This window comes from Erythrobacter donghaensis (genome assembly GCF_002155425.1).
In the GTDB taxonomy this organism is placed as follows: Bacteria; Pseudomonadota; Alphaproteobacteria; order Sphingomonadales; family Sphingomonadaceae; genus Erythrobacter; species Erythrobacter donghaensis.
In genome coordinates this window covers 159,218-171,765 of the sequence record NZ_MUYG01000007.1, presented here as the reverse complement: position 1 = coordinate 171,765, position 12,548 = coordinate 159,218, and the positions used below count along the sequence as shown (strand labels likewise).

Annotated in this window: 15 protein-coding genes; 8 read left to right on the top strand and 7 right to left on the bottom strand. The window is 66.4% G+C overall.

Annotation, left to right across the window (positions count from 1 at the left end):
• Positions 1-38: 38 nt before the first annotated feature.
• Positions 39-1,061 (bottom strand): NAD(P)H-quinone oxidoreductase, encoded by a 1,023-nt coding sequence (locus tag BZF59_RS03810; RefSeq protein ID WP_245806007.1) that lies wholly within the window; start codon positions 1,059-1,061, stop codon positions 39-41.
• Between the two features lie 370 nt (positions 1,062-1,431).
• On the opposite strand from BZF59_RS03810, the gene BZF59_RS03805 reads away from it, so the two are divergent.
• From BZF59_RS03805 to BZF59_RS03790, 4 genes are all read left to right on the top strand, one after another.
• Positions 1,432-1,635: a DUF1192 domain-containing protein gene (locus tag BZF59_RS03805; protein WP_086606922.1), complete on the top strand. Its 204-nt coding sequence runs from the start codon at positions 1,432-1,434 to the stop codon at positions 1,633-1,635.
• Positions 1,636-1,765: 130 nt separating this feature from the next.
• Complete coding sequence (gene clpA / locus BZF59_RS03800) at positions 1,766-4,126, top strand: ATP-dependent Clp protease ATP-binding subunit ClpA (protein ID WP_086606921.1); 2,361 nt, start codon at positions 1,766-1,768, stop codon at positions 4,124-4,126.
• Positions 4,126-4,644, top strand: coding sequence for a hypothetical protein (locus BZF59_RS03795; RefSeq protein WP_143738080.1), 519 nt, complete (start codon positions 4,126-4,128; stop codon positions 4,642-4,644). The genes clpA and BZF59_RS03795 overlap by 1 nt, the downstream gene beginning before the upstream one ends.
• 39 nt (positions 4,645-4,683) lie before the next feature.
• Entirely contained in the window at positions 4,684-5,718 is a 1,035-nt protein-coding gene (locus BZF59_RS03790) for a ligase-associated DNA damage response exonuclease (RefSeq protein ID WP_086606919.1), read from the top strand.
• Positions 5,719-5,743: 25 nt separating this feature from the next.
• On the opposite strand, the gene BZF59_RS03785 is transcribed toward BZF59_RS03790, so the two are convergent.
• Complete coding sequence (locus tag BZF59_RS03785) at positions 5,744-6,055, bottom strand: hypothetical protein (RefSeq protein WP_086607071.1); 312 nt, start codon at positions 6,053-6,055, stop codon at positions 5,744-5,746.
• Between the two features lie 98 nt (positions 6,056-6,153).
• Here BZF59_RS03785 and BZF59_RS03780 point away from each other — a divergent pair, with 98 nt between their 5' ends.
• From BZF59_RS03780 to BZF59_RS03765, 4 genes are read left to right on the top strand one after another with little or no spacing between them, the layout of a single operon-like run.
• A complete protein-coding gene (locus tag BZF59_RS03780) occupies positions 6,154-7,752 on the top strand; it encodes a cisplatin damage response ATP-dependent DNA ligase (RefSeq protein ID WP_086606918.1) in 1,599 nt (532 codons plus the stop codon).
• A gap of 53 nt (positions 7,753-7,805) precedes the next feature.
• Entirely contained in the window at positions 7,806-8,324 is a 519-nt protein-coding gene (locus BZF59_RS03775; RefSeq protein WP_086606917.1) for a DUF1993 domain-containing protein, read from the top strand.
• On the top strand, positions 8,325-8,966 hold the full coding sequence (locus tag BZF59_RS03770) for a YoaK family protein (protein ID WP_086606916.1): 642 nt from the start codon (positions 8,325-8,327) through the stop codon (positions 8,964-8,966). It begins immediately after the preceding gene.
• 12 nt (positions 8,967-8,978) lie between these two features.
• Positions 8,979-9,278 carry a (2Fe-2S) ferredoxin domain-containing protein gene (locus BZF59_RS03765; RefSeq protein ID WP_086606915.1) on the top strand — a complete coding sequence of 100 codons (300 nt, stop codon included), beginning with the start codon at positions 8,979-8,981 and terminating at the stop codon, positions 9,276-9,278.
• Between the two features lie 2 nt (positions 9,279-9,280).
• Here BZF59_RS03765 and BZF59_RS03760 read toward each other — a convergent pair whose 3' ends face one another.
• The 5 genes from BZF59_RS03760 to hemB are packed head-to-tail and all read right to left on the bottom strand — an operon-like array spanning position 9,281 to position 12,496.
• Positions 9,281-9,856 (bottom strand): gamma carbonic anhydrase family protein, encoded by a 576-nt coding sequence (locus tag BZF59_RS03760; protein ID WP_086606914.1) that lies wholly within the window; start codon positions 9,854-9,856, stop codon positions 9,281-9,283.
• Positions 9,853-10,413 (bottom strand): GNAT family N-acetyltransferase, encoded by a 561-nt coding sequence (locus BZF59_RS03755; protein ID WP_245806006.1) that lies wholly within the window; start codon positions 10,411-10,413, stop codon positions 9,853-9,855. Before BZF59_RS03755 ends, BZF59_RS03760 begins: the two co-directional genes overlap by 4 nt.
• The gene (locus BZF59_RS03750; protein WP_086606913.1) at positions 10,398-10,949 is read right to left on the bottom strand and encodes a GNAT family N-acetyltransferase; all 552 of its coding nucleotides are present in this window, start codon (positions 10,947-10,949) and stop codon (positions 10,398-10,400) included. The genes BZF59_RS03755 and BZF59_RS03750 overlap by 16 nt, the downstream gene beginning before the upstream one ends.
• On the bottom strand, positions 10,942-11,508 hold the full coding sequence (locus tag BZF59_RS03745; RefSeq protein WP_086606912.1) for a GNAT family N-acetyltransferase: 567 nt from the start codon (positions 11,506-11,508) through the stop codon (positions 10,942-10,944). Before BZF59_RS03745 ends, BZF59_RS03750 begins: the two co-directional genes overlap by 8 nt.
• Complete coding sequence (hemB, locus tag BZF59_RS03740; protein ID WP_086606911.1) at positions 11,501-12,496, bottom strand: porphobilinogen synthase; 996 nt, start codon at positions 12,494-12,496, stop codon at positions 11,501-11,503. The genes BZF59_RS03745 and hemB overlap by 8 nt, the downstream gene beginning before the upstream one ends.
• Positions 12,497-12,548 lie beyond the last annotated feature (52 nt).

Sequence of the window (12,548 nt, the reverse complement as noted above, 5' to 3'; positions counted from 1 at the left end):
GAAAGCGTAATCGCCCGAAATGCGCAGCACGGGATAGGTCATTGGCCTGCAACCTCCAGCACGATCTTGCCGATGTGGTCGCCGTTCTCCATCCGCGCATGGGCGGCGGCGGCGTCTGCGAGGGGGAAGGTCATGTCCATCACCGGCGACAATTCGCCGTCGCAGAACAGCGGCCAGGCATTGTCGGCAATCTCGTCGGCGAGCGCGGCCTTGAAACTGTCGGTGCGCGGGCGCAGGGTCGATCCGGTAAGGGTCAGGCGCTTCATCATCACCACCGCCATGTTGAGGTCGGCCTTGGCACCGCCCAGCACCGCGATCGTGACATGGCGGCCATCCTCGGCAAGGCATCTCATGTTGCGCGCGACATAATCGCCCGAGACCATGTCGAGCACCACGTTGACGCCCTTGCCTTCGGTATGCGCGAGCACCGCCTCGACAAAGTCCTGCTCGCGGTAATTGATCGCGAGGTCGGCGCCGATCCGGGTCGCGGCGGCGCATTTGGCGGTGTCGCCGCAGGTGACGATCACCTGCAGCCCGAAGGCCTTGCCGAGCATGATCGCCATCGTCCCGATGCCGCTGGTGCCGCCGTGGATCAGCACGCTCTCCCCATCGCGCGCGAGGCCGCGCTCGAACAGGTTGTGCCACACGGTGAAAAGGGTTTCGGGGATCGCGGCGGCTTCGGACAGCATCATACCTTCGGGCACCGGCAGGCAATGCTGCCAATGCGCCGCGCAATATTCGGCATAGCCACCGCCCGGCGTGAGCGCGGCGACATATTGCCCGATCATCTCGCGCGGGACTTCGGTGCCGACGGCAACGATTTCGCCCGACACCTCCAGCCCCAGCAGCGGCGAGGCGCCCGGCGGCGGCGGATAGGCGCCGGCGCGCTGCAAGCAATCAGGGCGGTTGACCCCGGCATAGGCGACGCGGATCAGCACATCATCGGGGCGCAGACGCGGCAGGGGCGCGGTCATGGTCCGCAGCACATCGGGCCCGCCGGGGGCATCGAAGCCAATCGCCTGCATCGTCTCAGGCAAATCCGCCCCGTTGCTCACCACCATCACCGCGTTGCCCCCCTTTTGAGCACTTTCCGATCAATCCGGGTCGCCCTGATCGCGTCAGGAAGTCCGCTGGACAGGAGTGGCGCGCAGCAGGGGCTGGTTGCCCCTGCAAGTGCCGCGACGAAGCCAGCGGACTTCCTGACGCGACTCCGAAGGAGCGGGCCTGTTTTGGCCCAGCGCGGCGTCTCTCCTCGTTCACTATGCTTAAGCATGGCTCACTCGTCGTTCCTTGCGCTGGGCCAAAACAGGCTCCGTCAGGGTGACCCGGATTGATCGGAAAGTGCTCTAGACCCCAATTAACCATCGGTGTTGCGCGAATAACCGTCTCTCGGATTGACAGCAAGCCGCTTCCCCCTGATGCTGCATGCCAATGGAAGAGCCCGATCGCCCTCGCCCCAGCGGAGATGCGGCTTCCCGTCTCGCTGGGGAAGACCTCGGCCCCTATTCGCAGGCCGAGCTGGACGAGCGTATCGCAATGCTCGAGGCCGAGATCGCGCGGGTGAGCGCACATCGCGACAAGGCTGCGGCGCACCGCGCTGCGGCCGACGCGCTGTTCGGGAAGGGCGGCGGATGATCCGACACCGTAGCTCTTGCGTAATTGGTTTAGCGGATTCGCAATTCCCTACGCGCATCCCATATTGTCGGAAAATGGCTCCCCCCGCTCTCTCGCCACGAGCGCCCACCCGCAGATAGAGGCCTCTCCCATGCCCAGCTTCGCCCAGAACCTCGAACGCACGCTGCACAATGCGCTCGGCAATGCGTCCGAACGGCGGCACGAATATGCCACGCTCGAACACCTGCTGCTGGCGCTGATCGACGATGAAGACGCAGCCCAGGTGATGGCTGCCTGCGGGGTCGACCTTGCCGAATTGGGTGAGGTGGTGAAGCAATATCTCGATCAGGAATATCAGAGCCTCAAGACCGAGGACGGCGCCGATCCGCAGCCGACCGCGGGCTTCCAGCGGGTGATCCAGCGCGCGATCCTGCATGTGCAGTCGAGCGGCAAGGACACCGTCACCGGCGCGAATGTGCTGGTCGCGCTGTTTTCCGAGCGCGATTCCTACGCGGTCTATTTCCTCCAGCAGCAGGACATGAGCCGGCTGGATGCGGTGAGCTATATCAGCCACGGCATCGGCAAGGGTGGCCGCCAGATCGAGCCCAAGACCCCGCAGGGAACCGACAAGGCGGAAGAGCCCGCGCAGCAGGCCAAGGACAGCGGCAACAAAAAGGAAACCGCGCTCGACCAGTTCACCGTCAACCTCAACACCAAGGCCGAAAGCGGCAAGATCGACCCGCTGATCGGGCGCGGGCCGGAGGTTGACCGGACGATCCAGATCCTATGCCGCCGGTCCAAGAACAACCCGCTCTATGTCGGCGATCCCGGCGTCGGGAAAACCGCGATTGCCGAAGGGCTGGCGCGCAAGATCGTCGAGGGCGATGTGCCCGAAGTGCTGAACGAAGCGGTGATCTACTCGCTCGACATGGGCGCACTGCTGGCAGGCACGCGCTATCGCGGCGATTTCGAAGAGCGGCTGAAGCAGGTCGTGACCGAGCTTGAGGCGATGCCGAACGCAGTGCTTTTCATCGACGAGATCCACACCGTGATCGGCGCGGGCGCAACCAGCGGCGGGGCGATGGATGCCTCGAACCTGCTCAAGCCCGCCCTGTCGAGCGGCGCGATCCGCTGCATCGGATCGACCACCTACAAGGAATTCCGCAACCACTTCGAAAAGGATCGCGCACTGCTGCGCCGGTTCCAGAAGATCGACGTGAACGAGCCGACAATCGAGGACACGATCAAGATCCTCAAAGGTCTGCGCACCGCGTTCGAGGATCACCACAAGGTCAAGTACACGCCCGATGCGATCAAGACCGCGGTCGAGCTGTCGGCGCGCTACATCAATGACCGCAAGCTGCCCGACAAGGCGATCGACGTGATCGACGAAGTCGGCGCGATGCAGATGCTGGTGCCGCCCAGCCGCCGCAAGAAGACCATCACCGCGCGCGAGATCGAAATGGTCATCGCGACGATGGCGCGCATCCCGCCCAAGTCGGTCAGCAAGGATGACAAGAAGGCGCTCGAAAACCTCGAACGCGATCTGAAGCACGTCGTCTTCGGGCAGGACGAGGCGATCACACGTCTCGCCACCGCCATGAAGCTGAGCCGTGCAGGCCTGCGCGATCCGGACAAGCCGATCGGGAGCTTCCTGTTCAGCGGCCCCACCGGCGTCGGCAAGACCGAAGTCGCCCGCCAGCTTGCCACGATCATGGGGATCGAGCTCAAGCGCTTCGACATGTCGGAATATATGGAGCGGCACTCGGTCAGCCGGTTGATCGGCGCGCCTCCGGGCTATGTCGGTTACGATCAGGGCGGTCTGCTGACCGATGCGGTCGATCAGAACCCGCATTGCGTGCTGCTGCTCGACGAGATCGAGAAGGCCCACCCCGACCTGTTCAACATCCTGTTGCAGGTGATGGATAACGGGCGTCTCACCGATCACCACGGCAAGACAGTCGATTTCCGCAACGTGGTGCTGATCATGACGACCAATGCGGGCGCGGCCGACATGGCGCGGCAGGGGATCGGCTTCGGCGATGTCAGCAAGCAGGATGCGGGCGACGAAGCGGTGAAGAAGATGTTCACCCCCGAATTCCGCAACCGTCTCGATGCGATCGTGCCCTTCGCCTATCTCGGCAAGAGCACCGTGGCGCGCGTGGTCGACAAGTTCATCCTCCAGCTGGAGCTTCAGCTGGCCGAACAGAACGTTCACATCCAGTTCGACAGCGATGCCCGTGCATGGCTGGCGGACAAGGGCTACGACAAGCTCTATGGTGCCCGCCCGATGAGCCGGTTGATCCAGGAAAAGATCAAGCAGCCGCTCGCCGAGGAACTGCTGTTCGGCAAGCTGGCCGACGGCGGCGAGGTCCATGTCACGGTGAAGGACGGCAAGCCCGCCTTCGAAATGACCCCGGCACCGCCCAAGGTGAAGGTCGCCAAGAAGAAGGCCCCTGTAAAGAAAGCTCCGGCCGCCAAGAAGCCCGCGCCGGAAGCCGACGAGGGCTGATGCGCGCCTGCATTGCAGCAATGGCGGCGGCGGGGGTGCTGATGGGCACTCCCGCCGCTCCCGTTTTCGCGCAGCCCGCCGATCTGTCGGCCGAGGCGATGGCGGTTCATCTCGCCGAGATCGGCACCTGGAACTTCGCGGCGCGCAAGAAGGGGCCGGACGGCAAGTCCGAATGCACCGAGGTCTGGCATTTCGACGCGGACGGCACCGGCTGGGTGCAGAGCGGCGAACAGCGCGTTACCCTCTCATGGCGCACCGAGAAGGACAGTAGCGACGATCGCTGGCTTCGCCTCACCCCGCTGGCCTCGACCGCCGGGGCCGACTGCATGGGCAAGCCGAGCGACCCCGCCGCCTATCCCGAAAAGGAATATGGTTTCGTCGTGATGTTCAAAAACGCGGGCGACGCGCTGACGTGCCGTCCTGCGCCCTATCTCATGGTCGATGGCGTGCTGACCGACCAACGTTTCCTGCGCGACGAGGACTGCTGGGGCTGGCTCGACCCGGTCAAGCGCAAGTAGTTCTGGAACACTGACGCGACCTTGCGGGTTGCTCCTGTCATGGCCGCCCCCTTCTCCTGGATCCGTCCCGAGCCGTGGGGCATTCACATCGTCCCCGCCGATATCTGGGTTGATCCCTCGCGCCCCGTGCCGCGGGCGCTGGTGACGCATGGCCATGCCGATCACGCGCGCGGCGGACATGGCGAGACCATCGCCACCCCGGCGACACTGGCGATCATGGAACTGCGCTATCGCACGGGGGCTTCCGACGATTCCGGAACCGTTCTGCACAAGGCGGTGCCGGTCGAATATGGCGAGACGATCCGGCTGCCGGGCGGGGTCGATGCGACCTATATCCCGGCGGGCCATGTGCTCGGCTCAGCGCAGATCCTGCTTGAACACGCGGGCGAGCGCGTCGTCATCACCGGCGATTACAAGCGCGCACCCGATCCGACCTGCGCGCCCTTCGAAGTCACGCCTTGCGACATCTTCATCACCGAGGCGACCTTCGGCCTGCCGGTCTTCACCCACCCCCCGATCGGCGAGGAGATCGGCAAGCTGCTGGAGGCGCGCGCCGACAATCCCGATACCTGTGTGCTGGTAGGCGCCTATGCGCTGGGCAAGGCGCAGCGGGTGATCGCGGAGCTGCGCGCGGCGGGGCACAGCGACACGATCTGGCTCCACGGGGCGATGGAAGCGATGTGCCGGCTCTACGAAGAACACGGCGTCGCGCTGGGCGATCTGCGGCTGGTGACCGATGCACCCTCGAAAGAGGCGATGTGCGGCGCCATCGTGGTCGCGCCGCCCTCGGCGCTGAACGACCGCTGGAGCCGCCGCCTGCCCGATCCGATCACTGCGATGGCGAGCGGCTGGATGCGGGTGCGCGCCCGCGCACGCCAGCGCGGGGTGGAGCTGCCGCTGGTCATCTCCGACCATGCCGACTGGAACGAACTCACCCGCACCATCAAGGAAGTGAACCCGGCCGAAACCTGGATCACCCACGGGCGCGAGGAAGCGCTGCTGCGCTGGTGCGCACTCAGCCAGCGCCGCGCCCGCGCGCTGGCGCTGGTGGGATACGAGGACGAGGATGACTAGCACCCCCGCCCTCGCCACCCGGACCTTACTTGATCGCGGTCAGATCGGCGTCGATCTTGGTCAGCAGCTCTTCGGTGATCATCCCCTGCGAGAACGGCGCGAGGGTGCGCAGGCTCAGCGCGCTGAACTGATCATAGGCGGGGTGCTGGTCGATGCCGGGCAGATACTTGTCGAGCACCGCCTTGGCGCGGGCGTCGGCCACCAGCACTTCGACCGGGGTGTCGACCGAGAACGTCGTAGCGGGTGCCGGCGCGGGCGCATCCTGCGCGGTCACGACAGCGGGAGCGGTCACAGCGGCAAGAGCCAGACCGAAAGCGGCAAGCGGAGCAAACTTCATCGAACGGATGTCCTTGTGATGGCGCGCGCAGGCCACGCGGCAAGGGCGTCCTCTAGACGATTCGCATGTCGGTGCAATGAACGGTTGAGCGCGCGCTGATGGAGGAATTCGCCTCCCTGCTCGATGCGCTGGTCTACACCACCAGCCGCAACCGCAAGCTGGCGCTGATCGCGGCCTATCTGCGCAGCAGCCCCGATCCCGATCGCGGCTGGGCGATGGCCGCGCTGACGGGCGGGCTGGACTTTCCGGCGGTGAAATCCTCGACCATCCGCATTCTGATGATGGAGCGGGTCGATCCGGTGCTGTGGGCGCTCAGCCGCGATTTCGTCGGTGACACGGCCGAGACCGCGAGCCTGCTCTGGCCGGAACCCGAGGATGCCGCTCCCCAGCCTGCGCTGTCGCTGGCCGAAGTGGTGGATCGTCTCGCAGCGCTCACCCGCGCCACTGCGCCGAAAGAACTGCCCGCGCTGCTCAGCCGGATGGACGCCAAGGGCCGTTATGCGCTGATCAAGCTCGCCACCGGCGGGATGCGAGTGGGCGTATCGGCGCGGCTCGCCAAGACGGCTTTCGCGATAGCCTTCGAGGTGCCGGTCGAGGAGGTCGAGGAATATTGGCACGCGCTCGCCGCCCCCTATCCCGAGCTGTTCCAATGGGCGGCGGAGGGCGGCGACCCGCCCAATCTGGCGGGCGTGCCGCGCTTCCGCCCCTTCATGCTCGCCCACCCGCTCGAAGACGGCGTGGTCGACCTCGCCGACTATGCCGCCGAGTGGAAATGGGACGGTATCCGGGTGCAGCTGGTCAGGGCCGGGGGCGAGACACGGGTCTATTCGCGCTCGGGCGACGATATTTCGGCGACCTTCCCCGAATTGCTGGACCTTCTTCCGATCGACGCGGTGCTCGATGGCGAATTGCTGGTGCGCGGGGTCACGCAAGGCGGTGAAGCGGGCGGCGCGGCGAGTTTCAATGCGCTCCAGCAGCGGCTCGGGCGCAAGACCGTCTCCAAACCGATGCTGCGCGATTATCCCGCCTTCGTGCGGCTCTACGACGTGCTGCTGCTCGACGGCACCGACTGGCGCGAGCGCCCCTGGAAGTCGCGCCGCGCAACTTTGGAAGGGCTGATGCCGCGCCTGCCGGAGAGCCATTTCGATCTCTCCCAGCTGGTCGAGGCCCCTGATTTCGCCGCGCTCTCCGCAATCCGCGACACCGCCCGCGACGAGGCGATCGAGGGGCTGATGCTCAAGCACCGCGACAGTCCCTATGTCGCCGGTCGCCGGGTCGGCCACTGGTTCAAGTGGAAACGCGATCCACTGCTGATCGACTGCGTGGTGATGTATGCCCAGCGCGGCAGCGGCAAGCGGTCTAGCTTCTATTCGGATTACACCTTCGGCTGCTGGGACGGCGACCCCGATGCCGGCGCGGAATTGCTGCCGGTGGGCAAGGCCTATTCGGGCTTTACCGATGCGGAGTTGAAGAAGCTCGACAAATTCGTGCGGCAGAACACCCTCAACCGCTTCGGCCCGGTGCGCGAGGTGAAGCGCGAACTGGTGTTCGAGGTCGCCTTCGATTCGGTCCACGCCAGCAAACGCCACAAGAGCGGCCTCGCCATGCGCTTCCCCCGCATCCACCGCATCCGCTGGGACAAGCCCGCGCATGAGGCTGATCGGGTGGAGAGTTTGCGGGCGCTGGTGAAGGATTGACGAAGGCTCTCGCGTGGCGCAAGTAGGTTGCAAATAGCAACGGGAGAGAGACCATGTCCTACGCCACCGCCGCGCTTGCCACATATGCCAATATGCTCGGCACGCTCGACCACCTCGTCACAAAGGCCGAGGGCCACGAAAAGGGCGAGGCGCTGCTCGGCGCACGGCTGGCCGAGGACATGTTCCCGCTCGCCACCCAGATCCGCTTCACGCTCGATCAGGTGATGACCGCGCTGAAGCGGCTCGGAAATCTCGAGATCGCCGCCGACGACAGCGACATTACCACCTTCGCCGAGGCGCACACGCGGATCAAGGCCGCGCAGGACATGGTCGCGAACACCGATCCCGCCAGCTGGCCCGCAAGCGGCGAGACGGTCGAGTTCGCCCTCCCCAACGGCATGACCTTTGCCATGCAGGCCCACGAATACTGCCGCGACTGGGCGACGCCGCAGTTCTATTTCCACCTGATGGCCGCCTACGCGATCCTGCGCGCCGAGGGGCTGGCTATCGGCAAGATCGATTATGTCGGCTACATGATGCGCTACATGAAACAGCCCACGCCAGCCGCCTAGATGCACCGCTACGACCCCGCGCGCCAACGCCTCGCCCTCGGGCTGGCCGCGCTGGCGGGGTTGGTGGATGCAACCGGGTTCGTGGTGGCGGGTGGCTATTTCACCTCCTTCATGTCGGGCAACACCACGCGCATGGGAGTGGAGCTGGCCGAGCGCCCCGCGCTGGCGCTCGCCCCGCTGGGGCTGATCGCCTGCTTTCTGGCGGGGGTGATCGCGGGCGCGCTGATCGGGCGGAGGGTCGAGGCGCGGCGCAAGCCGGTGCTGCTCGGCGGGGTCGCGCTGTTGCTGGCGAGCGGCACTGCGCTGCTGGCGGCAGGCTGGCCGCTGCCCTTTCTCGCCCTCTCGGCGCTGGCGATGGGTCTTGCCAACAACGTCTTCACCAAAGCGGGCGAAGTGACGGTCGGCGTGACCTACATGACCGGCGCGCTGGTGCGCTTCGGCCAGGGGATCGCGGCGCGCCTCGCCGGGCAGCCGCTTGAATCGACCCGCGGCTATGGCTGGCTGTGGAGCGCGCTCGCAGCGGGCGCAGCGGCGGGCGGCGCGCTGGCGCTGCATCGGCCTGTGGCGGGCGCGGCGGCAGCGGCCGGGCTTGCGGGGCTGCTCTGGATTGCCGCCGCATGGATCAAAACCGCGCCCGAGTGACTTGTCCCTCGCATGAAGACCAAAATCCGCGCCAACTGGTCGCACGCCGTGCTGGTGTGCAAGAAATGCTCGAAGAAGCTCACCAAGAAAGACCTCGGCTTCGGCCCTGATGACAAGCCGCTCGCCAAGGCGCTGCGCGCTGAGCTTGGCGCGGGCAAGACCCGCAAGGCCAAGGTGGGCGTGATCGAGGTGCCCTGCCTCGACATCTGCCCCAAGGGCGGGGTGGTGGTGATCGACAGCCGCCGCCCGGAGGAATGGCGGATCCTCTCCCCCGACGCCCCCTTCGCGAACGAGGTCGAATCGTTGCGCTAAAGCTAAAGCGCCGCCGCCACCGCCTCGGCGTGGTGCTTGGCGTTTTCGGCATAATGCGCCACGCCCATCCGCATCCCGGCGATGGCGGCCTCGCCCAAGTCCTTCATCTTCACCGCCGGACGCCCCGCCCACAACTCGCGTTCTCCCATCACCTTGCGCTCGGTCAGCATCGCGCCGGCCGCGAGCATCGCGTCGCTCCCGATCACCGCCTTGTTCATCACGATCGCGCCGAGGCCGACAAAGCCGCGGTCGTGGATCGTGCAGCCGTGAACCATCGCCATGTGGCCGATCAGCACATCATCGCCGATCACCAGCGGGCAGCCTTCCGGATCGCCGGGGCGCGGCGGATCGCAGTGGAGGATGCTGCCGTCCTGCACATTGGTCCGCTCACCAATGCGGATCGAGAACACGTCGGCGCGCAGCACGCAATTGTACCAGATCGAGCTTCCCGCCCCGATCACCACGTCGCCGATGATCGTGCAGCCCGGCGCGATGAAGGCGGTGTCGTGGATCTGCGGGGTCGTGCCGTGGATCGGGATGATATTGACGCCCGGTCGTTCGGGCGGTCGGTGGGTCATGGCTGGCTCTCCCATTCTGCGCGGGTGATCGCGTATTGGATGTTGACCTCGCCCGCGTCGGGATCGGCGAAGTCGAGGTCTGCGCGGCGCCTCATGCCGAGTTTTTCCATCAATCGCCAGCTTGCCGCGTTTTTGGCGAGGGTCAGCGCGACGATCTGCGGCGCGGCATGGACGGCAAAGCCCCAGTCCACCACCGCCCGCATCGCTTCGAAGGCATAGCCCATCCGCCAGCGATCCTCGCGCACCAGCCAGCCGATCTCGAAGTCGTGCGGATTGGGCGCGAGCGGATGCGCGACGCGGCGCAGCCCGCAATGGGCGATGATTTCGCCGGTCGCGCGCTCCTCGGCGAACATGAAGCCATAGCCATCGGCAGCAAAGCTGTCGCGCGAGGCCTCGTGCTTGGCCGCGATCACCCCGCGCGGCTGCACGCCGCCGAGGTGGCGCATCACTGCGGGGGTGTTGAGCAGCGCCATGTGCGCGTCGAGATCGTCTTCGCGGATGCGCCGCAGCACCAGCCGGGCGGTGGTCAGCACCGTATCGCTCACCGGGCCTGCCATGCCTCGCGGGTGATGGCATAGGCGATGATGCGCGGGTTTTCGGGATCGAAGTCGGCGCTGTCGAAATCGAGGTCTTCGCGCCGCGCCATGCCGAGCCGAAGCATAAGGCCCCAACTGCCGGTGTTGCCCTCCACCGTCAGCGCGATCACTTCGTCCGCGCCGAAGCGGTCGAAGGCCAGATCGAGCGACGCGGCGGCGGCCTCCTTGGCATAGCCCTGCCCCCAGGCATCTTCGCGTAAGCGCCAGCCGACCTCCATCATCCCCTGCGGCCCGCCGGGCTGGTTGGAGCGCTTCAGCCCGCAAAAGCCGAGCAGCGCACCGTCCTCCCGCCGTTCGACCACCCAGAAGGTGTGGCCGTGATCCGCCTGGTAGGACTCCAGCCGCGCCTGCGCCGCCGCGCGCCCGGCCTCGTCCTGCATGCCGCCCAGCCAGCGCATCACGGCAGGCGTGTTGGTGACGCGCCAGAACTCGGGCCAGTCCTCCTCACGCCAATCGCGCAGGGTCAGGCGGGGGGTGTCGTGGCGGAATTCAGGCATGGTCTGTCTCGGCGGGTGCATCCAGCGACCACACCGTGGTCGGGTTGTCTTCGGGGGGATAATCGGGATCGGCATAGCCGAGCTCGGGCCGGAAAGTGAACCCGAGGCGGTGCATCATCCGGGTCGAGGCGACGTTGGAGTCGCTCGCCTGCGACCACACGCGCCGCAATCCCAGCGGCCCGAAGGCATGGCCGAGCACCGCGCGCGCAGCCTCGGTGGCGTATCCCTTGCCCCAATGGCTTTCCGCAAAGGTCCAGCCGATCTCGCGCTGGCCCTGCAAGGCGGGCGGCGCGGCGGGGGAGCGGACGTGGAACAGCCCGCAGCGACCGATTCTGGTCTCACCATCGCGCAGCCACACGGTCCAACGCTGGTGCCCGCCGGTGTGAAATGCGGCGATGTCGGCGGCGAGGCTCTGCTCGACCTCGGAGCGCGTGCGCACCCCGGCGAGATGGCGCAGCACGGCTTCGGTGTTCATCGCGGCGAGCAGCCACGGCAGGTCGCTCTCGACCGGCGGGCGCAGGATGAGCCGCGCGGTCGTGAGCGTACCGTCCTCACCCATTCAGCAGACGGACCACGTGGGCGGCGTGGTAGGTCAGGATACCGCTGCACCCCGCGCGCTTGAAGGCGATCAGCTTTTCCAGCACCAGCGCATCGCGGTTGCCGATCCCGGCGGCTTCGGCAGCCTCGATCATCGCGTATTCGCCGGAGACCTGATAGGCGAAGACCGGCACGTCGAAACGCTGCTTCACCCGGTAGATGATGTCGAGATAGGCGAGGCCGGGCTTCACCATCACGGAGTCGGCGCCCTCGGCAATGTCCATCGCCACTTCGCGCAGGGCTTCGTCGGCGTTGGCGGGGTCCATCTGGTAGGATTTCTTGTCGCCCTTCAGCAGCCCGCCAGAACCGACAGCATCGCGAAACGGGCCGTAGAAGGCGCTCGCATATTTGGCAGCGTAGGACATGATCTGGACGTTGGGGTGCCCGTTCATCTCCAGCGCGCGGCGGATTGCGCCGATGCGGCCGTCCATCATGTCGGATGGCGCGATGATGTCCGCGCCCGCGTCCGCCTGATTGACCGCCTGATCGACCAGCATCGCCACGGTCTCATCATTCACGACATAGCCCGCATCGTCGATCAGCCCGTCCTGCCCGTGGCTGGTATAGGGGTCGAGCGCCACATCGGTCAGCACGCCGATGTCGTTGCCGCAGGCGTGTTTGATCGCACGGATCGCGCGGCACATCAGGTTGTCGGGATTATGCGCCTCGGCCCCGTCATCGCTGCGCAGGTCCTGCGGGGTGTTGGGGAACAGCGCAATCACCGGAATACCGAGATCCACCGCCTCCTTGGCGCGCGCGACGATCCCGTCGACCGACCAGCGCGACACGCCGGGGAGCGTCCCGATCGGCTCTTCGACGCCTTCGCCCGCGGTCACGAACAGCGGCCAGATCAGATCGGCAGGGGTCAGCACCGTCTCGCGGTGGAGCGCGCGGCTCCAGCCGGTGGCACGGGTGCGGCGCAGGCGGGTGTTGGGGTAATGTCCGGTCATGGGCGCAAGGCTTACGCTCAATTTCGGCTGGACGACAAGTGCCCGTTACAGA